This is a genomic window from Aminipila sp. (assembly GCF_032051575.1).
Taxonomy (GTDB): Bacteria; Bacillota; Clostridia; order Peptostreptococcales; family Anaerovoracaceae; genus Aminipila.
Window position 1 is genome coordinate 114,523 of sequence record NZ_DAMBYD010000007.1, and the last position, 26,204, is coordinate 140,726.

Annotated in this window: 21 protein-coding genes and 1 riboswitch; of the genes, 4 read left to right on the top strand and 17 right to left on the bottom strand. The window is 36.1% G+C overall.

Annotated elements, in window-relative coordinates:
- Nucleotides 1–167 precede the first annotated feature (167 nt).
- The 3 genes from RTW14_RS11130 to RTW14_RS11140 all read left to right on the top strand — a co-directional run bounded on the left by RTW14_RS11130 (nt 168) and on the right by RTW14_RS11140 (nt 1,243).
- A complete protein-coding gene (locus RTW14_RS11130; protein WP_312651111.1) occupies nt 168–560 on the top strand; it encodes a DUF134 domain-containing protein in 393 nt (130 codons plus the stop codon).
- The gene (locus tag RTW14_RS11135; RefSeq protein WP_312651114.1) at nt 557–763 is read left to right on the top strand and encodes a hypothetical protein; all 207 of its coding nucleotides are present in this window, start codon (nt 557–559) and stop codon (nt 761–763) included. Before RTW14_RS11130 ends, RTW14_RS11135 begins: the two co-directional genes overlap by 4 nt.
- Nucleotides 764–886: 123 nt before the next feature.
- The gene (locus tag RTW14_RS11140; RefSeq protein ID WP_312651118.1) at nt 887–1,243 is read left to right on the top strand and encodes a NifB/NifX family molybdenum-iron cluster-binding protein; all 357 of its coding nucleotides are present in this window, start codon (nt 887–889) and stop codon (nt 1,241–1,243) included.
- Nucleotides 1,244–1,316: 73 nt separating this feature from the next.
- On the opposite strand, the gene pflB is transcribed toward RTW14_RS11140, so the two are convergent.
- The 4 genes from pflB to RTW14_RS11160 all read right to left on the bottom strand — a co-directional run bounded on the left by pflB (nt 1,317) and on the right by RTW14_RS11160 (nt 8,914).
- Entirely contained in the window at nt 1,317–3,545 is a 2,229-nt protein-coding gene (pflB, locus tag RTW14_RS11145; protein ID WP_312651121.1) for a formate C-acetyltransferase, read from the bottom strand.
- A 78-nt stretch (nt 3,546–3,623) separates the two neighbouring features.
- Nucleotides 3,624–3,709, bottom strand: a riboswitch (ZMP/ZTP riboswitch).
- Nucleotides 3,710–3,787: 78 nt separating this feature from the next.
- On the bottom strand, nt 3,788–5,170 hold the full coding sequence (locus tag RTW14_RS11150; RefSeq protein WP_312651124.1) for a transglutaminase domain-containing protein: 1,383 nt from the start codon (nt 5,168–5,170) through the stop codon (nt 3,788–3,790).
- Nucleotides 5,171–5,393: 223 nt separating this feature from the next.
- On the bottom strand, nt 5,394–7,982 hold the full coding sequence (clpB, locus tag RTW14_RS11155) for an ATP-dependent chaperone ClpB (RefSeq protein ID WP_312651127.1): 2,589 nt from the start codon (nt 7,980–7,982) through the stop codon (nt 5,394–5,396).
- A 203-nt stretch (nt 7,983–8,185) separates the two neighbouring features.
- Nucleotides 8,186–8,914, bottom strand: a complete 729-nt coding sequence (locus tag RTW14_RS11160; protein WP_312651130.1) for a site-2 protease family protein — start codon at nt 8,912–8,914, stop codon at nt 8,186–8,188.
- 125 nt (nt 8,915–9,039) lie between these two features.
- On the opposite strand from RTW14_RS11160, the gene RTW14_RS11165 reads away from it, so the two are divergent.
- A complete protein-coding gene (locus tag RTW14_RS11165) occupies nt 9,040–9,390 on the top strand; it encodes a LysM peptidoglycan-binding domain-containing protein (RefSeq protein WP_312651133.1) in 351 nt (116 codons plus the stop codon).
- 60 nt (nt 9,391–9,450) lie between these two features.
- Here RTW14_RS11165 and cls read toward each other — a convergent pair whose 3' ends face one another.
- The 13 genes from cls to iorA all read right to left on the bottom strand — a co-directional run bounded on the left by cls (nt 9,451) and on the right by iorA (nt 25,895).
- Nucleotides 9,451–10,923, bottom strand: coding sequence for a cardiolipin synthase (gene cls / locus RTW14_RS11170; RefSeq protein WP_312651136.1), 1,473 nt, complete (start codon nt 10,921–10,923; stop codon nt 9,451–9,453).
- A gap of 13 nt (nt 10,924–10,936) precedes the next feature.
- Nucleotides 10,937–12,547, bottom strand: a complete 1,611-nt coding sequence (locus RTW14_RS11175; RefSeq protein WP_312651139.1) for a PstS family phosphate ABC transporter substrate-binding protein — start codon at nt 12,545–12,547, stop codon at nt 10,937–10,939.
- A 31-nt stretch (nt 12,548–12,578) separates the two neighbouring features.
- Nucleotides 12,579–13,955 carry an MFS transporter gene (locus RTW14_RS11180; protein ID WP_312651142.1) on the bottom strand — a complete coding sequence of 459 codons (1,377 nt, stop codon included), beginning with the start codon at nt 13,953–13,955 and terminating at the stop codon, nt 12,579–12,581.
- Between the two features lie 51 nt (nt 13,956–14,006).
- A complete protein-coding gene (locus RTW14_RS11185) occupies nt 14,007–15,281 on the bottom strand; it encodes a sialate O-acetylesterase (RefSeq protein ID WP_312651145.1) in 1,275 nt (424 codons plus the stop codon).
- Between the two features lie 157 nt (nt 15,282–15,438).
- Entirely contained in the window at nt 15,439–16,368 is a 930-nt protein-coding gene (cysK, locus tag RTW14_RS11190) for a cysteine synthase A (protein ID WP_312651148.1), read from the bottom strand.
- Nucleotides 16,369–16,567: 199 nt separating this feature from the next.
- Nucleotides 16,568–18,046: a stage IV sporulation protein A gene (gene spoIVA / locus RTW14_RS11195; protein ID WP_312651151.1), complete on the bottom strand. Its 1,479-nt coding sequence runs from the start codon at nt 18,044–18,046 to the stop codon at nt 16,568–16,570.
- 65 nt (nt 18,047–18,111) lie between these two features.
- Complete coding sequence (locus RTW14_RS11200; RefSeq protein ID WP_312651154.1) at nt 18,112–18,792, bottom strand: hypothetical protein; 681 nt, start codon at nt 18,790–18,792, stop codon at nt 18,112–18,114.
- Nucleotides 18,773–19,975 (bottom strand): pyridoxal phosphate-dependent aminotransferase, encoded by a 1,203-nt coding sequence (locus tag RTW14_RS11205; RefSeq protein ID WP_312651157.1) that lies wholly within the window; start codon nt 19,973–19,975, stop codon nt 18,773–18,775. Before RTW14_RS11205 ends, RTW14_RS11200 begins: the two co-directional genes overlap by 20 nt.
- A gap of 16 nt (nt 19,976–19,991) precedes the next feature.
- A complete protein-coding gene (gene buk / locus RTW14_RS11210; RefSeq protein ID WP_312651160.1) occupies nt 19,992–21,062 on the bottom strand; it encodes a butyrate kinase in 1,071 nt (356 codons plus the stop codon).
- A 20-nt stretch (nt 21,063–21,082) separates the two neighbouring features.
- Nucleotides 21,083–21,982 (bottom strand): bifunctional enoyl-CoA hydratase/phosphate acetyltransferase, encoded by a 900-nt coding sequence (locus RTW14_RS11215; protein WP_312651163.1) that lies wholly within the window; start codon nt 21,980–21,982, stop codon nt 21,083–21,085.
- A gap of 28 nt (nt 21,983–22,010) precedes the next feature.
- Nucleotides 22,011–23,474 carry a sodium-dependent transporter gene (locus RTW14_RS11220; protein WP_312651166.1) on the bottom strand — a complete coding sequence of 488 codons (1,464 nt, stop codon included), beginning with the start codon at nt 23,472–23,474 and terminating at the stop codon, nt 22,011–22,013.
- A 76-nt stretch (nt 23,475–23,550) separates the two neighbouring features.
- Nucleotides 23,551–24,123: an indolepyruvate oxidoreductase subunit beta gene (locus RTW14_RS11225; RefSeq protein WP_312651169.1), complete on the bottom strand. Its 573-nt coding sequence runs from the start codon at nt 24,121–24,123 to the stop codon at nt 23,551–23,553.
- Between the two features lie 2 nt (nt 24,124–24,125).
- Nucleotides 24,126–25,895, bottom strand: coding sequence for an indolepyruvate ferredoxin oxidoreductase subunit alpha (gene iorA, locus RTW14_RS11230; RefSeq protein ID WP_312651172.1), 1,770 nt, complete (start codon nt 25,893–25,895; stop codon nt 24,126–24,128).
- Nucleotides 25,896–26,204 lie beyond the last annotated feature (309 nt).

Genomic DNA, 26,204 nt, shown 5'->3' on the forward strand with positions numbered 1-26,204 from the left:
AACCTTATTATGGGCATATGTCAATTGTGTTTTCTATATACTAGTATGTTTTTTCAATGTTAAAGACCAATTTAATAAATTTATGAAAAGTTATTGACATATGTCATAAACAAGTTATACTATACATATAATGAACATATGTCATTAATCCAAAGGAGGTGATTAATATGCCAAGACCTCGTAAATGTCGTAAAGTATGCTCTTTACCTGAAAAAAATGTTTTTGTTCCTCTCAATTCTTCTATTTTTGATAATGAAGTAATAACAATGACAGTTGAGGAATATGAAACGATTCGATTAATAGATTTTGAAGGGCTTATGCAGGAAGAATGTGCTGATAGAATGAATGTAGCCCGCACAACAGTACAACGAATATATAATGATGCCCGAAAAAAGATGTCAAAATTTTTGATTGAAGGCTGTATATTAAAAATTGAGGGCGGCGACTACCAGATATGTAATGAAAATGACCAGAAGAATTTTTGTGGACATTGCCACAAATACAGATTTGGTCAGAATATTAAGGAAACAAATAATACAAATCCGGAGGATAATATATGAAAATTGCAATTCCAGTAAACGAAAACAACTTAAATACAACTGTATGTATGTCTTTTGGGCGTACTAAAACTGCTGTTAAAGCAATTAATAGTGGGCAAAGTGTAATTGATTTGGATTGTGCAGCAGCAACTTCCATAAAGAAAGTTTTCCAAAACACCACAGCTATGTTTTGGGGAGATTCACAGGTCACTGCACTGGTTTAGAAGCCTTCAAAACCTTAAAAGGCATTATGAAGAATAAAATTCAATATTTAGCTACAGGTACTGTAGTTGAAATATAATCTATTAATAATTAATTTAAATTTGTAAAATCACGGAGGTATTTATATGAAAATTGCAGTTGCAAGCGAAGGTAAAATGGTTACAGAACATTTTGGGCATTGTGAAAGTTTTATTATTTACGATTGCGAAAATGGTCAGATTATTAAAAGTCAGTCCGTAGCTAATCCTGGACACAAACCAGGATTCTTACCTAATTATTTAAATGATTTAGGAGTAAATGTTATTATTTCAGGCGGCATGGGTGGTGGCGCTATTGATATTTTTAATGAAAAAAATATTAAAGTTATAGTAGGTGCAGCTGGTAACGCACAAACAGCTGTAGAAAGATATCTTAAAGGTGATTTAAAATCTACAGGATCTGTTTGTCATGAACATCAGCATAGTGACGAATGCGGTCATTAGTGTATATTAACTTAGTCAAAAAAACATCATCCTTTTATTGGGATGATGTTTTTTATGTATTATCTGCGAACTTTTAAGCTACAGTATGGAATGTTCTGGCAATCACTTCTCTTTGTTGTTCACGGGATAACTTATAGAAATTTACCGCGTACCCTGAGACACGGATAGTAAGGTTCGGATATTTTTCCGGATGTTCATAAGCCTCCATCAGGACTTCTCTGTTGAGTACATTTACATTTAAATGATGAGCACCCTGTGAAAAATAACCAGTCATAAGAGCAAGCAGTTTACTGATTCGCTCCTCCTCCTCTTTACCAAGTGCATCGGGTACTATAGTGAAAGTGTTTGAAATTCCATCGCGGCATATGTCATAAGACAATTTTGCAACAGAATTCAAGCTGGCTATAGCTCCGCTCTTTTCACGACCGCTCATTGGATTTGCTCCCGGAGCAAGGGGTTCTCCTGCACACCTTCCATCAGGTGTATTTCCAGTTTTCTTGCCGTACATTACATTAGAGGTTATGGTTAAAATAGATAAGGTGTGCACTGCATCTCTGTATAAAGGATATTCACATAAAGACCTATAAAATTTTTCTACCTGTTCACTGGCAATGTCATCAACTCGGTCATCATCATTGCCAAACATAGGAAAACCACCCTCCACTAGGAAATCTGTTACTAGTCCACTATCAGCATCTCGTACACATTTAACCCTAGCATATTTTACAGCTGAAAGCGAGTCAGCCAGGCAGCTCATACCCGCCACACCGAATGCCATCAAACGACGGACTTCACTGTCATGCAATGCCATCTGACTTTTTTCATATGCATATTTGTCGTGCATAGCATGAATAATATTCAATGCATCCACATAGGTCTTTGCAAGCCATGGTCGATAGTAATCCATTCGTTCCATTAACTTATCATACTCTAGATATTCCTCTTCCCATATAGGCATCTTGGGTGCAACTTGTATTTTTTTAATTTCATCTATACCGCCATTTATTGCATACAACATCAATTTAGCCAAATTTGCTCTAGCCCCAAAGAACTGCATATCTTTGCCTACACGCATAGCCGATACACAACAGGCTATCGCATAGTCATCCCCATGAATTGGTCTCATTATGTCGTCATTTTCATATTGCAGCGCATCGGTTTCGATAGATACCCTAGCAATATAATTCTTCCAATTCTGTGGGAGATTTTGGGACCATAAAACGGTTAAATTAGGCTCTGCGCTAGGTCTAAGATTGTATAATGTATGTAGCATACGATAACTGGTTTTTGTTACCATGTGTCTGCCATCTTCACCAATTCCACCGATTGCCTCTGTAATCCACATGGGGTCCCCACCAAATAATTCATTGTACTCTGGTGTACGTAAATGTCTTGCCGTTCTTAATTTCATTACAAAATCATCTATGATTTCCTGTGCAGTTTCCTCTAAAAGAATTCCTTCCGCCAAATCTCTTTCAAAATAAATATCAAGAAAGGTTGAAACTCGGCCAAGACTCATAGCTGCACCATTTTGCTCTTTAATAGCTGCTAGATAACCAAAGTATAGCCATTGGACAGCCTCCCTTGCAGTCTTCGCCGGACCTGAAATATCATAACCGTATTGTAATGCCATGATTTTCATGTCTTCTAAAGCTTTTACCTGATCAGCCAGTTCTTCTGAGATACGTATTTTTTCTGATGTCATACCACTTTGCCCCAGCTTTGATTTATCTGACTTTTTCATTTGTATCAAATAGTCTATCCCGTATAAAGCAACTCGTCTATAATCTCCAATGATACGTCCACGACCATACGCATCTGGAAGCCCTGTAATAATGCCCGCCTTTCTTGCTGCAAGAATATCTTCTGTATAGGCATCAAAAACCCCTTCATTGTGTGTTTTATGCTGACGGAATTGTTTTTCTATTTCTTCAGATACTTTATAACCATACTCTTCACAGGAATTGTGCACCATACGCATCCCTCCAAATGGATTGCAGGCACGCTTCAGCGGTTCGTCAGTTTGCAATCCTACTATAATTTCATCTTCTTTACAAATATATCCAGGCTTAAAAGCTGTAGAAGTAATTACAGTATCTGTGTCAATGGCATATATACCTTTATTTTGCTGTTCAATGCGAAGAAGCTCTTCAAATCTTTCCCTCATTCGTAAAGTACGTGGTGTAGGATCTTGTAAAAACTCTTCATCACCTTCATAGGGTATATAATTTTTTTGAATAAAATCTCTTACATTAACTTTTTCATTCCAATTGCCTTTTTTAAAACTTGCCCATTCTTTCATTTTGCCAACTCCTTTTCAACATTATGCTTATACTGCCTCGGGCTGCCAAAAAATAAAAAGGCAGCACCACATATATTGCAGTACTGCCCAGACGGTCGGCATTTGATCTGTTTCTGTTTCCTGGTGGTTTAATCCACCAAATTCCGTCAGTCGCAAAAACAGTTTATATAAAGTTTATAGCATATTCAAAATATCTTGTCAACACGCTTTTAATATATCATTATCCCCCAAACTTTTTATACTTACATCTTGCCTAATGTATCTACATTGTATATTACATGTACTACATCAGCTCTGTTTAAATCTGCAAAAGCAGTTCTTCCTTCATTGATATAACCTAAATCCACCGCTTTTACATCTGAGTTTTTGTATTCATACCCCTCAGTAACCCCTGTTGCCCTAAGCATCACTGTACAAAAATCCAGCTTGCTGGCTTTATTATTTGAAGCAAACAACCCTTTGCCAATTCCCTTCACAAGCCCTTTTTCATAACAGTAACCAACGTATTTCTTAGCCCAAGCAGGTACATCGGTAAATACGCACTTTTGAGAATAAAAATCCCCCTTTGATTCTAGTTCAGCAGTGCCACCTGCTACTCTGGTCAGTAAGACCGTCATCTCTGCTCTGGTTAATCCATCTGCAAGCCGGAATCCTCTTTCATCTCCCATAAATAACCCTTTATCTTTTAACACGCCAGCCTCATACTCTTGGTCGTTTCTATAAATCGTATTATAAACATTATCTGCTATTTTTTCATTTAGATCATAAGTTGCCTTATGTCCGGTTTTTTTGTAAAATGCACTTTTACTTAACAATAGGTAATCTTCAGTAGGCTTTCCTCCAACAGGATCATTAAAAGTAATATCGTTATAATACCATTTCCCGTCTATCTTACATCTGCTCCAAGCGTGGTTAACACCATTCCTGGACTCCCCAATAATGGTTTCTGTGGGAATACCCAGCTCATTTAAAATGCTCTTGAACGCATATGCATATCCCATACATACAGCTTCTCCATGTAGCATCGGCCCAGTAGAAGACCATAGCCACTTTTGAGTTTCCGTATTATAATTTTTAATATATAATGTGTTTTCTGTTATATATTCATTTACAAGCCGAACCATTTCCTTTTCTGAAGTAGTCTGACTTTTTATTTCTTTTGCAATTTCCTTAGCCTTTTCACGAGCTTTTACTACATCAGGGGCTTCCTGTACTGTAACATACTCTGTAAGCTCAGTCAGGTAGACAATATCTGATTTTTTATATCCTTTTAACTGCCCGGTTGTTCCTGAAGTCAAGTAATCGCTGCATTGGGTTAAAAACAGGTTAATATTAGAATTATTTGCATCTGCAGCAAATTCATCGGCTGCTACACTATTTGATTTTGTATCAACTGCCTGTTTTTTGCCTGGAGCCACCTTGGAATTCACTTCAACTGCAAGCGTATTATCTTCTAAAAAATTGCCCTGCTCCAGTAGTTTATCAATCTGATCAGCTAGTTCCTTGCTCATCCTTATGTATTCTAAATTGGGATTACTTTCATTGGCTGCAAACACCATGCAGGAATTTAATCCAATCATCAAGCAGCAGCAACAGGATAATGCAATCCTCATTATCTTTTTCATCAAAATTGTGCCCATCCTTAAATCTTTTGTGGAATTATACTACGTTTACTATATTTTTACAACAAAAGTCGCTTATTTTTATATTAGAAAAATTTTCTATTTTATATATTATAAGATTAAAGGATTATCAATCATCATAAATAACAAAAGCTTTGGTACTACTAATGTAACGATTACTACTTACATTTAAATAGTCCCAAAGCTTGTTAAATAATTTTTATTTCTAAATTTTGAATTGTAACTTTATACCATCTGAATCAAGTAAAATCTTACTTCCATCCATTATTTGACCTTTTATAATCATAGCTGCAATTTCCGTTTCCACATACTTTTGTAAGTATCTCTTAACAGGTCTTGCACCATAAGCAGGTGTATAGCTTTCATTTGCAATTAATTTTTTTGCCGCATCCGTAAGTTCAATAGCTATATTCTTCTCCCCTAATCTTGCTTTCAGTGAAATCATTGAGATATCAATAATCTTAGTAATTTGACTTTCTGTAAGTGGAGAAAATACAACAATATCATCAATTCTGTTTAAGAACTCAGGCTTGAAATATTTCTTCATTTCATCTGAAACTTGTTCCTTTACTTTCTGGTCTATGGTTCCATCCTGCTTAATATTGTCAATTAAGTATGGACTGCCAATGTTGGAAGTCATAATAACTATAGTATTTTTAAAGTCTACAGTTCTTCCCTGATTATCTGTTAAACGTCCATCATCCAGAAGTTGTAGCAAAATGTTGAATACATCCGGATGTGCTTTTTCTATTTCGTCAAACAAAATTACACTATAGGGTCTTCTTCTGACTGCCTCAGTAAGCTGACCGCCTTCGTCGTAGCCTACATATCCAGGAGGAGCACCTACCAGTCTTGATACAGAATGTTTTTCCATATATTCAGACATATCTATACGAATCATATTTTTCTCAGTATCAAATAGCGATTCAGAAAGAGATTTTGCAAGTTCAGTTTTACCCACTCCTGTTGGTCCTAAAAAGATAAATGAACCGATTGGTCTGTTAGCGGCTTTAAGACCTGCTCTGGCACGTAAAACAGCCTCTGACACCACCGTTACTGCTTCTTCCTGACCGATTACCCTTTTATGAAGAATTTCAGGCAGTTTCAAAAGCTTTTCCCGTTCAGATTCCACCAAACGGCTAACCGGAATTCCAGTCCATCCAGCTACTACTTCTGCAATTTCTTCTTCTGTGACTTCTTCCTTCAAAAGCTTTCTTTCTGCTTTTTCTTTCTGCACACTTTCAGCCTCCTGAAGCTTTCTCTCAAGTTCAGGAAGTGTACCATATTTCAATTTTGCTAAAAGTTCTAAATCATACTTCCTTTCTGCATCTTCTATCTGATGTTTTACATCTTCTACCTGCTGTTTTACCGCCTTTAGATCAGTGATTGATTTCTTTTCCGTTTCCCACTGTGCTCTCATAGAAGCATTTTCATCTTTTAATTCAGAAAGTTCTCTTTCTAAGTTCTCTAACCTCTGTTGTGATGCCTTATCCTTTTCCTTTGAAAGTGCCTGTTTTTCAATTTCCAGCTGCATAATCTTTCTGGAGATCTCATCCAATTCAGTTGGTAAGCTATCAATTTCAGTTCTTATTTTAGAGGCCGCTTCATCCATAAGGTCAATGGCTTTATCCGGTAAAAATCGGTCACTAATATACCGATCAGAAAGTGTAGCGCAGGCAATTAAAGCTCCATCTGTAATTCTCACGCCATGATGAATCTCAAAGCGTTCCTTCAAACCTCTCAAAATTGAAATGGTGTCTTCCACTGTAGGCTGATCTACCAGCACCTTCTGGAATCGTCTTTCAAGGGCAGCATCCTTTTCAATATATTTTCTATACTCGTCTAAAGTCGTAGCCCCTATGCAATGTAATTCTCCTCTGGCAAGTTTTGGTTTTAACAGATTACCCGCATCCATAGAGCCTTCTGTTCTGCCTGCACCTACTATGTTATGAATTTCATCTATAAACAATAGGATACGGCCTTCAGATTTCTCAACCTCATTCAATACGGCCTTTAACCTTTCCTCAAATTCACCTCTGAATTTTGCCCCTGCAATCAGAGCTCCCATATCTAAGGCAAAAATAGTCTTATCTTTAAGTCCTTCTGGTACATCACCATTTAAAATTCTTTGTGCCAGTCCTTCAACAACAGCTGTCTTACCAACACCAGGTTCACCAATTAAAACTGGATTGTTTTTGGTTCTTCTTGATAATATCTGTATGGCATGACGTATTTCGGAATCTCTACCTATAACCGGATCCAGCTTTCCTTCTCTTGCCATTTCAACCAAATCTCTGCCATATTTACTTAAAGCTTCATAGTTTTCTTCAGGGTTCTGACTTGTAACCCTTTGATTTCCTCTTACCTTAGTTAAATTCTGCAAAAATTTTTCCTTTGTGATGTCATACTTTTTAAATATTCTTGAAGATGGGGTTTGCTTTTCATCCAGTAGTGCTAAATATATGTGCTCGACACTTACATACTCATCTTTAAAATTAGAAGCAATCTTTTCAGCCTCCATTAAAAGTTTACTAAGTCGTTTAGTTGAATAAATATCGTCATTACCTCCTGCCACTTTAGGTAATTTCTCTAGTTCTTCTGTTAAATCCCGTACTACATTCTCAGTATTTACTCCCATATAATTAATCAGTTTGGGAATAAGACCTTCTTGCTGCTGCATCAAAGCTAGATGTAAATGTTCTCCATCCAGCTGCTGATGTCCCTCTTGAATGGCTATATTCTGACAATCCATGATTGCACTTTGTGCATTTTGTGTATATTTATCAAAGTTCATTTTTTATCCCTCCCTTAAATGTTTTTTCCTTATACTGCTATCTTATACCTGCGGAATCAAAAAGTAAATACCTTTTTAGCACTCACTAACACAGAGTGCTAACAACTCCTTAATATGCACTGAAATTTAAAGGTTTTTGATTGAAATTTTTTAATTAAAAAAATCCTCCCTAACGCTCAAGTCAAAGGAGGATTTTTGCACTCTTAATATAACGGTAAATTAAACATCATTACTAAAACATGCCAGCATAAGGTTACTAACGGAGTAAGTATAAAATCTGTTATATCTAATATAATTAGAACCATTAAAATTAAAAAGCCTTTATCATATATTTTATAATATAATTCTGTACTTCTAAGATTAAACAGTTCTGTTACAATGCCAAACCCATCAAGCGGCGGGATAGGCAATAAGTTAAAAATCATAAGTACCAGATTTATTGAAATAATATTTCCCAGTATCTGTTGAACTACACCACCCATATAAGAATAAAAAATAAATGTAGTTGCAAATTGGGTAAATAATTTTAAAATTCCAGCAGCTGCTATTGCAATTAAAAGGTTCATCACTACCCCTGCAATAGACACAATCAACCCATCCCTTCTGGGATTTTTAAAGTTCCTCATATCAATCTGAACCGGTACACCCCATCCAAATCCTGCAATCATCAAGCATAAGAATCCAAATGGATCAATATGTGCAGCTGGATTTAAAGTTACACGCCCCTGGTATTTGGGCGTCATATCACCTAACTTATATGCCGCAATTGCATGACCAAATTCGTGGAAAGACAAACCTATTATAATGGCTGGCAAAGAAAGCAGCATACTCATTAACCAGTCTATCGGATTTGACATACGTCCATTCGTAAATGACATGCCCGCCATTATAAGAATTAAAACTAAAAAAGTTGGATTAAAAAATCTTTTCAAAATATTATCATTCCTTTCAGGTATTTATTCAATTCAAAATTATACTTCAACATTTTATCACAAAATACAGTTTACGCAAATAGTATATAGTATATGAAATTACGCAAGGGGTGAATTGAAGTAATATGAAAAGAAAATGTTATTGTGTGGCAATTTATACAATCAAACCTGGTGACACACTTTATTCTATTTGTAAAAATTATAACGTATCTGTTTGTGATCTAATGATGGCAAATAAAATTAGGAATCCATACAATCTAAGAATCGGGATGAAAATCTGCATTCCTGGTGAGCTAGAAACTATGGAGCCTACAGACCCAGTATGCCAAGGTACTTTATATACAGTAGAAAAAGGTGATACTTTATACATGATTGCCAAAATGCACAGGGTGTCGCTAAACGCTATTATGGAAGCAAACCCTGACATTGATCCATATAACTTGAGAGTAGGAATGAAGCTCTGTATTCCTAAATAAACATATCATACTTAAATACCCGGCAGCGCCGTGCTTCCGGGTATCATTTTAGTTTTAGCCTTACAGTATGTCAGTTAAAAGTCTTGCGATTGATTCCTTAAACTTTATTACCAGGCCCCTGTTTCTATAAACTGATTTAGTAAGTTCATGGCAGTCAGCCATATCATTTTCAAATATAGCTTCCATTTTATACGCTTCGCCTTCATCAAATAAGAAGGCATTTGCCTCAAAATTTAATTTAAAACTTCTAACGTCAAAATTGGCAGTACCTATGGACGCCACTTCTCCATCCACAACCATAGTTTTAGCATGAAGAAATCCTTTATCATAAACAAAAACTCTTGCTCCTGAATGTATTAATTCTCCTGCATAAGCATAGGTTGCCCAATATACAAACATATGATCAGGCATACTTGGAATCATGATTTTTACATCAACACCTGATTGTGCAGCCATTTTTAAAGATTCTAATACACTATTATCTGGAACAAAATATGGTGTCTGAATATAAATATTTTTTCTTGCAGATGTAATCATCTTCATGTAACAACGCTTTATCTGTGATTTTCCTTCATCAGGTCCGCAAGATACGATCTGAACTCCTGTACAGCCTGCCTTTATTATATCACTATAATATGCTTCAGAGAGAATTAGTTCTTCTTTTGACGCAAATCTCCAATCCATTAAAAATCTGGCATTAATATCTTGAACACATCCGCCTAGAACCCTAAGATGAGTATCCCTCCAATAACCAAACTTTTTCTTCATTCCTAAATATTCTTTGCCTATATTAAACCCTCCAATATAGCCAACTTCTCCATCAATAACCACAATCTTTCTATGGTTTCGGTAATTTAATTTCATATTTATAAGTTTAAACTTAGGTGGAAAGAAGAAAGCCACACGCCCTCCAGCCTCCACAAGGGCTCGTATGCATGCAGTTCTTTTAGAAAACTGCCTGCCACCCATTGCATCAATAAGTAATCTGACTTCGATACCTTGCTTAGCTCTGTCTGTCAATGCTTCAATTAATTTTCTTCCAACAGGATCATTCTTTATAATAAAATATTGGATGTTAATGGTATTCTCCGCATTTTCTATGTCTTCTAACAACTTATCCAGCATTTGATTCCCATCTGTAATAATGGTGGCCTTGTTGTCTTCTGTATAGAAAGCCTGTCCATATACCTGATTAAGCCTAATCATGTCTTTCCAACGTTTAGCTGCTTCAGTAGTGAAAACATATTCCCCATTTTTCATTTCTGTAATCTGAGTCTGAAGAGACGTGTTGATAACTTCTTCTTCAAACCGTGTTAATTTAAAAATCTTTTTTCTAGAAAGGTTCTGCGAAAATAGGAAATAAAATAAAATTCCCACCACAGGCAGCAAAAATAATATCATAATCCATGCCAATGTTGCAGAGGGATTTTTTCTTTCTAAAAAAATAATCGTACATGCAATGACCATATTGACAATAAATAGTACTGTTAAAAAATAGGGTATATGGCTTAAAATAAAATAAACTGAATACAATATGGTCACCCCTTTATTTATTATTATCGTGCCTTATAAAACCATTCTGTTCTGCCATTTTCTGTCCCTCATCACTTAATATCCATTTAATAAATTTCAGTTTCAGGGGCTGAGGTTCTGCATTGACAGCTGTATCAGTAGTTTTGCTATCACTTGTAGCATCCTTTGTTTCAACAGACTCCGTGGCTCTCATTGCATCAACTTTGTCATCAACAGAACTTATCACATCCGTTAAACTCTTCGTGTTTTCCTCTGTTGTAACAATAGCATATGTATATGTTGTCAATGGATATTCTGCACTTGCAATAGTTTTTTTATCTGGCTGGATTCCATTAACAGCAATTATTTTAACATCATCACTTTTTTTATTTTTTGCTAGGTAATAATAATAGGAATAGCCAATTGAACCCGTATTGGATGAAACATCCTTTATGATATCCTTCGTATCTGACACTTTCATTTGATCTGATGCTTTCATTATCTCATTCTTATTAATAACATATTTATTCATGCCTAATTGACTTCCTGAGTTATCGGTACGCTGATATGCTACAATTGGTTCATTTTTACCGCCTAAGTCTTTCCAATTCGTTATAGTACCTGAATAGATGTTATATAACTGAGTCGTAGTTAAACTCTTTACCGGATTATCCTTATGAACAAAAAAAACAAACCCTCCATTTAAAATTGGGATTGGCTGTAAATCAACTCCAGCCAACTCAGCCATTTTAGTTTCCTTCTCTGTTGGAAATGTGGAGAAAATAACTTGTTGATCCCCATTTATCAGATTAGTATAAGCATCGTTTGTGGATGCAACGATAGAATGTTCTTTTAATTCTTTTTTACTTAATCCTAGAAACTCTCCTAACGCTTCTGTATAAAAATCTTTTAATACAGAAGTACCGCTTATGTATAAAGTTTTATTATCTGTTATTGCTTCCGCTGTTGTAGTTTGTGCATTTGCTGCTTTGGTTTTAGTCTCTTCTTTAGAAGCTTCTTTACCTTGGGTGCTTTCTTCTTCCGAATCTTCTTTATTTAAGAAAGGAATCTTTGATTTTATGTTATCTGTAATCTGTGAAAAATTGATTTCTGGAATATTAAGCTTTTCCATCAGTTTCGGACCGAACTTAATTCCTGCAAAAACAAGTCCTGTTAAAATGAGTAAAATCAATACAATCGCTAAAAACTTTCTCATCTTTAACCGTCTGTCAACTTTTTTCTGCAATGGTGAACGAGCTGCAAGTTCAGCCTTTCGCTGCATCCTTTCGGCTTTTTTCTTTATATTATCGTCCTTCTTTTTTAATTTATCAGCTACCCGTTGCTCTTTTTTCTGTTCTTGTTTTTCAATTTTCTTTTCTTCTGCCTTTATTTTATTTTCAACTTTTTTCTCTTGGTCTTTTATTTTTTTTGCAGCAGCTTTTTCTTTATTTTTTATATCCTGCTCAGCCTTTTTAACTTTTGCATCTGCCCTTCTTACTTTTGCTGAGGCTGCCCTCTCCACCTTTTGCTTGTTCTTAATCGCTTTCTCATGAGGTGTTGGTTTTGGTTTTTTAGCTTTCTTTACTTTTTCTTTTTTTTGAGAGGTTTCCTCCTCTATCGCATCCTTGCTCTTCTTATTAAACATCATGTTACTCTCCAAAATACAATGTATTTTACTACTTTCTCTTTAAAGATATAATTGTTCCTATAACACAGATTCCTGTAAATATAATAAAAGACATATGCATTGTCTTTATTAACACTTGTGGCTCTGCCTCTGACAGTGCCGAACTTCCCATATATATACCTACTACTACAGTTACAATTGCCATGCTGGAAGTATGTCCTATTGTTCTCATGGTCGCTAATATAGACGATGCTACTCCATAATCTTTTTTTTCTACACATGCCATAACCGCATTTGTATTTGGTGAAGAAAAAAAAGCAAATCCAACGCCAGCTACGATCAAAGCTGCGATAATACTCCATAATGGAAAGCTTTTCGATAAAAAAGAGAAAAACAGTAAACATATAGTACACAGCCCCATTCCAAAAGAGGCTAACTTAAATGGTGATATTCTATCAGACAACTTACCTGCATAAGGCGACAATAAAGCCATTATTACTGGCTGAGCCACTAAAATAATACCAGCGGTCTGAGAGCTATACCCCATAACTACTTGTAAATATATAGATAACAAATAGCTAATAGCAAATGTTGCTCCGTAATTTAGCAATGCAGCTATATTTGAAAATGTATATGATAAATTGTTTGCAAATAGTTTTAATTCCACAATTGGATTATTGGTTTTTAATTCATGTTTTCCAAAGATTATAGCCGATACAATACCAATTGGTAATATGACTTTTGCCAGATTATTTGTAGAAAATGCAGACAATCCATATAAGATGCAAATAATCATCCCAATATAGAATACGTTACCTAATAAATCATTATCCGGTTTATCTATTTTCTTTTCATCCTGAGGAAGATTGGTTACTGCAATAATAAATACAATGGCACTTACCACAAAAGTTAATATAAAAATTGACCGCCACCCAAAATAGTGATTAAATAAACCTCCTATAACTGGACCTGCAGAAAGCCCAATATAGGTTGATGCAGTGGAATAGCCCAGTACTCTGCCTCTTGCATCTTCTGGAAATGCACTAATAAGCACCGCTATGTTTGTACTAAAAATCATAGCTGCACCAAAACCTTGGAGTGCCCTCAACGCTAAAATTATTTTAATATTCCACGCGAAGGCTGCTGCAAGTGAGCATAATGCAAATATACAAATGCCTGTTATTAGCACTTTTTTTCTAGAAGTAATATCTGCAACTCTTCCAGATGGTACGGAAAAGGCGGCTGATGCCAGCATATAAGAAGTAACAATCCACCCTACTAAACTGGCACTAACACTAAATTCAGAGCCAATAGCTGGAACGGATAAATTTAACGCACTTCCCGTAAAAGTTGTTATAAAAGAGGTTACTATAACCACAATTAAAGTAGCTCTTTGTTTTTTATCATATTTTTTATTCATGTTCATATTATGCACTTTTCATAAGAAAAAATAATTGATTTTAATTATTTTTAATAATTAATAGTTTCCTGTTACAGAGTCTATTCCTTCTAAATATGCCTTAGCAATTGTCTGGGCTGTTTCATCACCTAATAAATTGTCTCCAATCTGTGAGTAATGCAAATCGTCAAAACGCATTTTACCATTTTCAACTGTAAAATGATCTGAGGAACGTGTCGCTATAGCAATATCCTGATTTTCACTTGCCAGTTCTTCCTGTGCTTCAGCAGAATTTGGGTAAATAGACCTCACTTTTATGATAAATCCATAGTCCAATCCATAATCAGGCCCTGTTAACATTTGATGAAGCTTCATATAATCGCTCTTATATACTCCAACGTCCGTATCATTATCTGACTCTCCCTGAGCCCAAATATAGCTTCTTAAACGTGGTTCATAATGGCTTAGAAATTCTTCATCATTTATATATCTTTGTATAATCTGCCATACTTTACTAATGTATTGGTAGGATTCCCCACTGAGTGGCACGAAAGTCTCCATTTTCCTTCCGCTGACCCCCGCATTTACCATTAAAACTTTTTCTCCAGTTAAGTCATATAAAGTTTTACTTAGGGAAGCTTCCAAGTTACCGCGTTTCATGGTTCCATCTTCATTATTCATGGGGCTGATTTCCACACCCCCAGCCAGTTCACTATAATGATATGCCGTACCCGGTTTTGTTGCTGTAGCTAATTCCGGCTCTGCATAATAATAAGAGGCATTACTTTGTCCCGTTATAAGATATATGCTAAGAGGCGCTCTTACCGTTCTGGTTATCACTAATTCTTCTTTATTTTTTCCGTCAGTTGCAGTAATCACGGCGCCATCATCACTTACGCCTACAACTTGTACATTTCCAATATTATCGACTTTTGCAACTTTAGGATTATTACTAGAAAACTTAGTTGCTACAAGAGTTTTAGGTGTAAACTTGTATCGATCATCGTACTGCAATTCAAAACCTAATGAAGCATCTTTTGTAAATCTTACTACATAATACTGATCATCTGTACTAATCTTTGCTATTGCATCCTTATATCCATCAGAGAAAACTGCTTGGACTACATTGGCACCTTCACATTGTAACTGCGGCACCCTAGGTCTTCCGTCTGGCAGCTTTATAACTAAACTATCATCTTCAGCAATTTCTATTTTATAATGATCATCATCCACTTTAATTAATTGATTAATTTTATTTGCTTCAGATTGACTACATCCTGTTAAAAAAATTACTATAAAAATTAAACTAACTAATATAAATTCCAATCTTTTTATTTTTCTGCTATTATTCATATTACTTTTCCTTTATTCTAGTGTAAGCCAACTTATATTATATCAATTTTCTACAAAACAGTAAAGGCAATTATTGTAAGTATTAGTCGAAAAGTGAATAAAACGGCAGTCTTATCGATAAGACTGCCGTTTTCCATTCTTCCCGTATATTTTCTTTTTATTCGTCGAACAATGGTGTACTAAAATAACGTTCAGCTGTGTCTGGCAAAATGGTTACCACCGTTTTACCTTTACCCAATTTTTCAGCTAAAGCTAAAGCAGCTGCCACATTCGTGCCACTTGAAATTCCACACATGATGCCTTCTTTTCTTGCTAAATCCTTAGAAGTCTGTATTGCCTCCACATCTGAGACCATATAGAGATCATTATATATACTCTGATTTAGATTTTTAGGAATTACTCCGTCACCAATCCCCATCTGTAAATGTGTACCAATGGTGCCACCAGCTAATATTGCTGCATTTTCCGGTTCTACTGCCCAAATTTCAATGTCTGGGTTCTGTGCCTTTAATACTTCTCCAATTCCGGATATTGTTCCACCAGTACCAACCCCTGAACAAAATCCATGAATTGGTCCCTTCACCTGTTCCAAAATTTCAGTACCCGTTTGATATTTATGAACCATGGGATTCGCTGGATTCTCAAATTGCTGAGGTACAAAAACATCTGGATTTTGTTTCTGCATATTTAGGGCTGTATTCAGGCATTCTTCTATACATGCTCCTATATCACCTGCATCATGAATTAAGACAACTTCAGCGCCATAATGCTTTACCAATTTTCTCCGTTCCTCACTTACAGAATCAGGCATAATGATAATCGTACGATATCCTTTTACAGCGCCGATTAATGCCAAACCTATCCCCTGATTTCCACTGGTAGGCTCAACGATGATGGTGTCTGGGGTGATTAGTCCTTGGCGCTCTGCTAAAAGTATCATATTTTGAGCAGTTCTGGTTTTTACAGAGCCCCCTACATTTAATCCTTCAAATTTAACTAATACTTCGGCACCATTAGGATCTGGCATATGAGCTAGCCGAATCATAGGTGTATGTCCAATAGCTTCAAGAATATTATTATAAATCATATGAATTAACCTCTTTCTCACGTTTCGTACCGTTGTTATGTAATAAGATGGTCTTTAAATAAAAAAACCTCCTGCTATTTCTATTAGGTATCGTATCACCAATACCCATATTTAACAAGAGGCTCTATCCAAACTTATCTTTCATTGTCCAAGCTTGCTTCTATTTATTCAAGCTTCATCCCCTGACTACACTTATCTTTTATAATATTATGCATATAAAGTAATCTTTTCCTTCGTCACTGATTTTTTGTAATGATTTCTGAACCTTTCCACGAATATGTTCTGGGACATTTGACAGTTTATTTTCCATTTGCTCTGTAACCATTTCTTGAAGTGATTTTCCAAATATATTGGTTTCCCAAATCTTTGAAGGATCACTTTCAAATTCTGTAAGCAAGTATTTAACTAAATCCTCAGATTGTTTTTCCGTGCCTACAATTGGAGATATCTCTGTTGAAATGTTTGTTTTGATTATGTGAAGAGATGGCGCCTTTGCTCTGAGGCATACACCGTATTTGTTCCCCTGCTTAAATATTTCCGGTTCATCTAAAACCATTTCTGTAAGTTTAGGCTGGACAATTCCATATCCAGATTCGTCAACCTGTACCATGGCATCCTTAAGCTTGTCATAAGCTTTTTTAGAAGATGCAAACTCTTTTAAAAGCTCAAAAAATTCATAATCATTTTTAACTGGCTGTTCCATCATTTCTTCAACTACTTGATAGAACAAACCATTTACCATTTCTACTTGAACGTCTATATCTCCAGTCCCTAAGTTCATATTTGAAATAGTAATCCCAGAGATTAACTGTCCATCTTCCAGTGTACTAATCGACTGTTTCACCTGATCAATATTATCTAGCTCTTTAATCCAATCCTTAATTCCAGAAATAATTGCAGCTTTAATCCAGTGTTCTTTTGTAAGACCTTCCACAAATCCTGGAAAATAGAAATTAATCTGAGATGCTGGAAATTGCAGAAGCGCATCTGTAAGTATTTCTTTTACAGTAGCCTCACTCATTCTTGCGCAATTTACAGCTCTTACAGGAACATTAAATTTATCCCTTATTTCTTCCACTGTATCAATGGCGGCCTTACCTGATGGTTCCGTACTATTTACAATGACTACAAACGGTTTTTTCAATTCCTGTAATTCCGATATAACGCGTTCTTCTGCCCCCAAATACGCTTCTCTCTCGATCTCACCTATGCTCCCATCTGTTGTTACTGCAATTCCTATTGTAGAATGTTCTCTGATAACCTTTCTGGTTCCTACTTCTGCAGCCTCTTCGAAAGGCATTTTATTAGCACTCCAAGGGGTACTTACCATGCGTGCTTTACCCTCTTCAATATGTCCAAGTGCTCCAGGTACCATATAACCAACGCAGTCCACCATACGTAGTTTAAAGTTCATATTTCCTTCTAGTTGAAAAGGAACTGCCTCTGCAGGCACAAATTTAGGCTCTGTTGTTGTAATGGTTTTACCCGACCCACTCTGTGGTAATTCGTCTTGTAGCCGTTCTTTTATATATGTGTTATCAATATTAGGCACTACAAGCAAATCCATGAATCTTTTAATAAAAGTTGATTTACCAGTTCTAACAGGACCAACGATGCCAACATAAATATCGCCCTGTGTCCTTTCCCAAATACTTTCATATATGTTCAAATTCTCCATAAAAAAATACCCCTTCCGTACGATACTGATACAATATATGAGAGGGGTATCCAAGTTATTCTATTTTATTTTACTGTAAGTTTATTTTTGTCCGCATTTGCACCTATACCAAGGATTAAACCCAGTGCAATTGATAAAAATGCAGCCATTATTATTTGGTATTCCCCCGGAAGCATAAAAGATATTGTATGTGCTGGAATCCAAAATATTGGAATTGTTTTTGCTATAGTAAATCCGACTAGGCCTGGCCAGTCTACTTTAGAAGCAACATTTTTCAGAGAAACAAGGTTCTCTCCATTTGCCTTCATATCGATTGTCTTATCCGTAAGTTTGTGAAATACCATCATAGTTGGAGCAAAAGTACAATTCATTGCACAACTTGAAAATAGTGCAAATAAAAATTTACTTTCTCCTCCTGGTAACAAACCCATAGCCATTATAGCTAATACACCATTGCTGTAAAGCTTAAACAAGAGTGCTAATACTGCTCCTAAAAAACCCCATACACACATTCGTGCAATGATTCCCTTAGGCAAAGTAAACATACCTGTGGAAAGCCTTATAGCAAAGAGTTCACCAATCGTTGCTAGAAGTGCAAATTTTACAAACCCTAAAACATAGGGATGTGCAGTTGTAACCGCTTTAAATACCTCTCTTAGTTGTGGTATAATTAAGACAACTACAAATGCAGCAATTATTGTAACGCAGTAAATCGGTATCAGGTTATTACTTTTTTGTGGCTCCATTTTTTACCTCATCCATAACCTTTTTCATTTGAGGAAGAGCACCTATAATCGTATCGTAAGATACACAATAAGCCATTCTTATATAACCTGGGCATGCAAAGGAGCTTCCTGGTACAATCAAAACTCTATGCTCTTTAGCCATGTTACAAAATTCTGCCTCATCCTCAATTGGTGATTTAACGAATAAGTAAAATGCCCCTTCTGGCTTTATGCATTCATATCCCATTTCAATTAATCCATTATATAAAGTTTCACGATTTTTATTATAAATATTTACATCCACTGCTGAATTAATGCATCTTGCTACAACCCTCTGCATAATAGAAGGTGCATTTACAAAACCCAGTATCCTGTTTGCCGTGGTTGCTGCACTGATAATATTTTCAAAATCTGAAAGTTCGTCAGGCATAACCAGATATCCAATTCTTTCCCCTGGAAGAGATAATGATTTACTATAAGAATAACCAACAATTGTATTCTTATAATATTTAGTAACATATGGCACGGATACTCCATCATAAGCCAATTCTCTATATGGCTCATCTGCAATTAAATAAATGTCTGTTCCAAATTCCTTTTCTTTATCCGTTAAAATTTGAGCCATTTGTTTAATTGTTTCTTCTGAATAAACAATACCTGTAGGATTGTTAGGTGAATTGATTATAATGGCTTTTGTTTTTGCTGTAATACTCTGTGCCAGTTTATTTAAATCTGGCTGGAAAGTAGGAAGATTTGGTGGTATAACCACCAGATTTGCTCCATAATTTGCAGCATAACTTCTGTATTCGCCAAAATAAGGCGCGAATGCAATCACTTCATCCTCTGGGTCAATCAGAGTTTTAAACGTTACGTTTAAGCCTCCTGCTGCCCCAACAGTCATCAATATATTTTTTTCTGTAAACTGTGTACCATGAAGCTTATTTAAATGCTGTGCTATGGTATTTCTTACATCTTCATACCCAGCATTATTCATATATCCGTGGACAAATGTAGGCTCTTCTGCTTCTAAAATGTCAATTATAGACTGTTTTATTTCCTCTGGAGGTGCAACATTTGGATTTCCCAAACTAAAGTCATATACATTCTCCCTGCCATATATTTTTGCCAGTTTAGCACCTTCTTCAAACATGGCTCTGATAGCTGAACTGCCCTTTACATAGCTTTCCATACTTTTTGCAATCATTTCTTTCAACCTCCTCTTATGGGTGTACGTATAACTTTGCTTTTTCTTGTCCTTTTACAAGTCTTAAAGCTCCTAAAACCAACGCCTCCATCTCGTCCTCTCCCGGGGACACTTCAACAGGAGCGATAAACTTTACTCTCTCAGAAACCATATCTGTGAGTTTCTTTGAATAGGCCATGCCGCCTGTCAATATAATGCAGTCATACTTTCCTCCAAGGACAGTAGACATCTGACCAATTCCCTTTGCAATCTGATATGCCTGTGCCTCTAATAAAATTTCAGCCTGCTTGTTGCCATCATCGATCATAGCCTCCACATCTCTCAAATCCTGTGTTCCTAAGTAAGCTTTCAGGCCTCCATTTCCCCTTATTTTCTTTATCATCTCTTTCTTGGTATATTTACCTGAATAACATAAATCTACTGTATAAAGCATGGGTAAACTGCCTGATCGTTCTGGTGAAAAAGGACCCTCGTCATCTCTTATACAATCAATAATTTTCCCTTTATGATGTACACTCATGCTTATACCTCCACCAAGGTGAGCTGCTAAAATATTCATATCTTCGTATTGTTTTCCGTACTCCTTAGCAACTTTTCTTGATACTGCTTTCATGTTTAATACATGGCACATACTTTGTCTTCTAATTTCTGGCATACCTGTAATCTTGGCAATTTCTTCAAGCTCATCAGAAGTAACTGAATCATAAATATACGCCGGAATGCCTAAAGGTTCTGCAATTTCATAAGCCAGCAATGCGCCTAAATTAGAGGCATGGGGAGAGGCAAGCCCCTCCCAGAATGAATCTAACATGGCTTTATTAACTACATACCCACCTGACTTCATATTTGGAAGCATACCGCCTCTTCCAACCACTGCCGCCAAAGTCTTTATATCTATGTTCTCTTCCTTAAGAACAGCCAATATAATTTTCTCTCTAAATTCAAACTGATCCAGAACTTCATCGAATGCTTCTAGTTCTTTAGCAGTATGGGACAGCGATTTTTCAAAAATCTTAGTTTCATCTTCATACAAAGCAATCTTTGTAGATGTTGACCCTGGATTAATAGCTAAAATTCTATAACTCATACTTTTTTGCCTCCTGTTTTTTACTCGGATGCCGCTGCTGCCAATACTATTGAAAAATACTTTTCTTCCGAGCTGGCGCCTCTGGATACGAGAACGATTGGAGCTTTCGCCCCTACAATAATTCCTGCCATTCTAGCTCCTGCACTACACATAAGTGACTTCGCCAGAAGATTCCCTGTTGTCATATCAGGTGTCAGAAGAATATCAGTATCACCTGTTACGGGACTTTCATATCCCTTTATCTCTGCCGCCTCTTTGCTTATCATTAAATCATACGAGATAGGTCCTTCAACAATGCAGTCTGTTAAATCCCCCTCTTGATTCATTTTCTTTAATTCAGCTGCATCGACTGATTCCTTCATCTTAGGGTTTACCACTTCAGCAGCTGCCAGTGCCGCTACTTTCGGCATGTCATACCCCAATTTGCTTAGAACACTCAATGCATTTTTAATAATCATAGCTTTTTGATGTAAATCTGGATATGGGAGCATACCTCCATCCGTAATTACAATCAATTTATGATAACTAGGTACTTCAAACAACCCTACATGAGACATAACCTCTGATGCCTTTAAACCATACTCTTTATTTACTACCTGCTTCAATAAATCTGCTGTCTGAAGTTTACCCTTCATTATGAAATCTGCTTTTCTTTCACGAATCATTTGAACCGCCACCCGGGCAGCTTCAATATCATCATTTATATCAATAATTTCTGCTTCCAGAAAAGAAAAACCTTCTTTTTTAATAATGCTTTCTATTTTGGCCTTATTACCGATTAAAATTGGTATAATAATGCCATTTTCATAAGCCCTATTAATTCCCTCCAATGTGTGCTCATCATGAGCAGCCACCACTACTACTTTTTTCTTTTGAGGATTTTTGTGAACAATTTGAATTAACTCATCAAAATTTTTCATAAAATCATCTCCTCAAACAAGAATAACATTAACCTTCTCTTGGAACTGTGCCTTTTTTCTTAGAAAATACGATATAGGAAAGTCCTCCAACGATTGCAGCTGCAATTACCATAGCTGTTCCTGAATGGAACTTATCCCAGTACCCCTTAAAGAATACAACCAGTACTATAAGTGGCAAGATGTATGAAACGTACCATCTAACTGCTAGCGGGAATTTCATTCCTGCCCCAGCATTCGCCTCATCTAAGAACCCTTTCCATCCCCATCCATATCTATATGTACAGAACATCAGATAAACCATAGAGCCTAAAGGCAAAACATGATTAGATACAACAAAGTCCTCTAAGTCCATTATATTTGTTCCTGCACCTATCGGCTGGAATCCGCTCCAAACATTAAACCCTAAGATACAAGGCATCGACAATACTATAATAGCTATTATATTAATCCAAACAGCCTTTTTTCTTTCCCAGTTCCATAAATCGATAGCATAAGAAATAATATTTTCAAATACTGCTACTATAGTAGTTAAAGCTGCAAATGACAAGAATAAGAAGAAAAATGCTCCCCATAAACGTCCTCCTGTCATATGATTAAAAATATTCGGCAATGTTATAAAAATTAAGCTTGGACCTGCACCTGGTTCTACTCCAAATGCAAAGCAAGCGGGGATAATAATCAAACCGGCTAATAAAGCCACTAATGTATCCAGTGCTGTAATGCTTATGGCCTCCCCTGTAAGAGAACGAGACTTATCCAAATAACTCCCAAATATAGCCATGGAACCCATACCTATTGATAAGGTGAAGAATGCCTGCCCCATTGCTGCAAATACAACACTTCCAAGACCCTGTTCCATTGCTCTTCCAAAATCAGGTTTTAGATAAAAGCTTAAACCTTCACCTGCTCCTTCAAGGGTTACAGATCGGATAACTAATATAGTCATCAAGCCAATCAGGCATATCATCATAATCTTTGTTATCTTTTCCACACCATTTTTTAGCCCCATTGAACAAATTCCAAAAGAAATTAAAACTGCAATAATCATCCAAATCGTAAGCGTACCAGGTGAACCTAACATTGCACCAAAATCTACGCCTACCTGATCAGGTGACAATCCAGTAAAATCTCCCCTTATTGATTTAAAGCAATAATAGAGCATCCATCCGCCAACCATCGTATAAAACATCATCAGCAGATAATTGCCTGCCATGGCAATATACCCGAACCAATGCCAGTTTGTTCCCTCAGGTTCTAAAACCCTGAAAGAAGAAGCAGCACTTTTTTGGCTCCCACGTCCTACTGCAAATTCCATTACAATAATTGGCAGTCCCAATATAACAAGAAATAACAAATAAATCAAAATGAATGCTGCTCCTCCGTAAAGCCCTGTAATGTAAGGAAATTTCCAAACATTACCAAGACCAACGGCACAACCAGCAGAAACTAATATGAAGCCTAACCTCGAGCCAAACTTTTCTCTTTCATTCATGGCAATACCTCCAATAGGACATCTGTCCTACAACCTACAATAACTTCAACTACTTCTTCTGTTTTTATTTTACTGTTTAAAGATTATATCCTACTTCAAAAGCCTTTAAATTAAGTTCCTCAAATCCTTTCTTAACATTGTTTTGTATAGTCTTTTTCCAATCTACACCTTCTACCTTCATAGCATTTACTAACGCCCCTAATAAAACAATGTTCATAGCTTTACTGTTTCCTAATTCCTCCGCAATTTCAGCAGCTTTTATAACAAGAATAGAAGCTTTTTGTGATAATTCTTCTAGAATCCCTTGTGGATATTCAGCATTCCCCATTAAAATAGGCACGGATGGAATTTCATAATCATTTATTACCATTTTTCCATCGGCTCTAAGGTACTCAATCCATCTCAAAGCTTCCATTTTTTCAAAAGCTACAATAACGTCAGCCTCACCTTTTCCTACAATTGGGGAATAGACTTTCTTTCCATATCGAATTTGAGTACTTACATTTCCCCCACGCTGTGACATTCCGTGAATTTCAGACATCTTCACATCATATCCAGCCTCAACCAAGCCTTCAGACAAAATTTTGCTGGCTAAAATAGTTCCCTGTCCGCCAACACCTACTAATAGAATATTTTTTACTTCACTCATGTCTAAACCTCCTCAATTGCATTAAATGGACAAACTTGCATGCATACAGTGCAACCTGTACAAGGCACCTGGTCAATTTCAATCTTCTCACCAGAATGAATTGCTGGACATCCAACGCCTACACAAAGTTTACATTTTTTGCATTTATCTTGATTAATTGTACATTTCTTTGGAGATAGATCAAAATCTTTCTTATCCTGTGGACTGAACTTCTTTAAAATGCATGGCCATTTTGTAATAACAACTGTCGGCTCATCTTTTGCTATTGCTTCTTCTAATGCTTTATTGACTTCATCAAGCTTATTTGGGTTTACTATGTAAATATTATCTTTCTTTACTCCAATAGCCTGACATAACATTGGAATATCTACTTCGGTAGTTTCTTCGCCCATTAAAGTATAACCCGTACCTGGATTCTGCTGGTGCCCTGTCATCCCTGTTATACGATTATCCAGAATAACAGAAGTATTGCATCCCTTGTTGTAAACCGCATCCATTAAGCTATTAATGCCTGAATGGAAAAATGTAGAATCCCCAATAACAGAAACCACCTTTAGATTCTGATTTCCAGCCTTCTTTAATGCCTGTGCAGCCCCATGTCCAGAGCTGATACTACCACCCATACAGAAGCAGGTATCAATAGCAGAAAGTGGAGGTGCTGAACCCAAAGTATAGCATCCTATGTCTCCCGTAATCATTACATTCTTTTTCTTACTAAGTGCATAGAAGAAACCTCTGTGTGGACAACCTGCACAAAGTGTTGGAGGTCTTACAACAGCCTCTTTCCCTACTTTAATGCCTTCTTCTTTTTCTCCGAAAATAGCTGTTCTCACAATATCCGGATTTAATTCATCATATTCTGGAATTACTTCCTTCCCAATGCATTGAATACCAGCCATCTTCAGATGATTCTCTATGTATGGATCCATTTCTTCAATAACATAAATCTTCTTTACCTTACTTGCAAATTGTCTAATAAGATCCATAGGCATCGGGAATGTCATACCAAGCTTTAAGTATGAAACTTCTTCTCCGAAAACTTCTTTTGCATATTGATAAGAGATTCCAGAAGTGATAACACCAATTTCTGTTCCATTATATTCTAGTTTATTGATTTCAGCAGTGTTCGAATAAGCTTCCATATCTGCTAGTCTTTTTACTAAATTTTTTCTCATAACCTTTCCATTTGCTGGGGTAGCTACAAACTTTTTAATATTTTTTTCGTACTTTACTATAGGCATTTCCACTCTGTCGCCAAGCTCAACTAGTCCTTTGCTGTGACATACTCTCGTTGTCATTCTAAGTAAAACTGGAGTATCAAATCTCTCTGAAAGCTCAAGACCTAATTTCATAAAGTCTTTTGATTCCTGACTATCAGATGGTTCCAGCATTAAAAGTCTGGCAGCAGTAGCATAATTCCTATTGTCTTGTTCATTTTGAGAGCTATGCATACCTGGATCATCTGCTGAAACTAGTACACATCCACCGGTGACCCCTGTATAAGCAAATGTAAATAACGGATCGGCAGCAACATTAACACCAACATGTTTCATAGCTGCCATAGACCGTACTCCTGCTACTGAAGCCCCAATAGCAGCTTCCATAGCAACCTTTTCATTTGGAGCCCATTCACAGTAGATATCATCTTTGTAATTTACTACATTTTCCAATATTTCTGTGCTTGGAGTTCCCGGATAAGCAGAAGCAAAAACAAGTCCGCCTTCATAGGCCCCTCTCGCTACTGCTTCATTTCCTGTCATAATGGTTTTCATAATCAGCCTCCTTAAAAAATTTTTTCTAACTATATAATATACGCTGTTTTTTTCAAATACAACCCTCAGAAAGAAGTTGTCTGAAGATTTAAAAAGTTTATTTTTTAACATAGTTTTATGTCTAAAAAATGTTTAAATATCAATGCATTTATGATATAATACTTTTGTAAATATGCATTCACATCTTTCTAGTTTTTCCCACATAAAAATAAAAAAAACTATGTGTATTTTCACAATCTAAGTGATTATAAAAAAAGTGGCTTCGCCACTCCGCACTTCCTTTTTATTATGTAGGAAATATTTATTTCC

Coding starts and splice junctions, on each gene's coding strand:
- RTW14_RS11205 (WP_312651157.1), bottom strand. CDS start 19,975: ATGATTGCAAAAAGTATGGAAAGCTATGTAAAGGGCAGTTCAGCTATC.
- RTW14_RS11165 (WP_312651133.1), top strand. CDS start 9,040: ATGAAAAGAAAATGTTATTGTGTGGCAATTTATACAATCAAACCTGGT.
- RTW14_RS11180 (WP_312651142.1), bottom strand. CDS start 13,955: ATGAACATGAATAAAAAATATGATAAAAAACAAAGAGCTACTTTAATT.
- RTW14_RS11135 (WP_312651114.1), top strand. CDS start 557: ATGAAAATTGCAATTCCAGTAAACGAAAACAACTTAAATACAACTGTA.
- RTW14_RS11130 (WP_312651111.1), top strand. CDS start 168: ATGCCAAGACCTCGTAAATGTCGTAAAGTATGCTCTTTACCTGAAAAA.
- RTW14_RS11175 (WP_312651139.1), bottom strand. CDS start 12,547: ATGTTTAATAAGAAGAGCAAGGATGCGATAGAGGAGGAAACCTCTCAA.
- RTW14_RS11185 (WP_312651145.1), bottom strand. CDS start 15,281: ATGAATAATAGCAGAAAAATAAAAAGATTGGAATTTATATTAGTTAGT.
- pflB (WP_312651121.1), bottom strand. CDS start 3,545: ATGAAAGAATGGGCAAGTTTTAAAAAAGGCAATTGGAATGAAAAAGTT.
- RTW14_RS11200 (WP_312651154.1), bottom strand. CDS start 18,792: ATGGAGCCACAAAAAAGTAATAACCTGATACCGATTTACTGCGTTACA.
- spoIVA (WP_312651151.1), bottom strand. CDS start 18,046: ATGGAGAATTTGAACATATATGAAAGTATTTGGGAAAGGACACAGGGC.
- RTW14_RS11140 (WP_312651118.1), top strand. CDS start 887: ATGAAAATTGCAGTTGCAAGCGAAGGTAAAATGGTTACAGAACATTTT.
- RTW14_RS11215 (WP_312651163.1), bottom strand. CDS start 21,982: ATGAAAAATTTTGATGAGTTAATTCAAATTGTTCACAAAAATCCTCAA.
- RTW14_RS11225 (WP_312651169.1), bottom strand. CDS start 24,123: ATGAGTGAAGTAAAAAATATTCTATTAGTAGGTGTTGGCGGACAGGGA.
- RTW14_RS11150 (WP_312651124.1), bottom strand. CDS start 5,170: ATGAAAAAGATAATGAGGATTGCATTATCCTGTTGCTGCTGCTTGATG.
- cysK (WP_312651148.1), bottom strand. CDS start 16,368: ATGATTTATAATAATATTCTTGAAGCTATTGGACATACACCTATGATT.
- RTW14_RS11220 (WP_312651166.1), bottom strand. CDS start 23,474: ATGAATGAAAGAGAAAAGTTTGGCTCGAGGTTAGGCTTCATATTAGTT.
- clpB (WP_312651127.1), bottom strand. CDS start 7,982: ATGAACTTTGATAAATATACACAAAATGCACAAAGTGCAATCATGGAT.
- iorA (WP_312651172.1), bottom strand. CDS start 25,895: ATGAAAACCATTATGACAGGAAATGAAGCAGTAGCGAGAGGGGCCTAT.
- buk (WP_312651160.1), bottom strand. CDS start 21,062: ATGAGTTATAGAATTTTAGCTATTAATCCAGGGTCAACATCTACAAAG.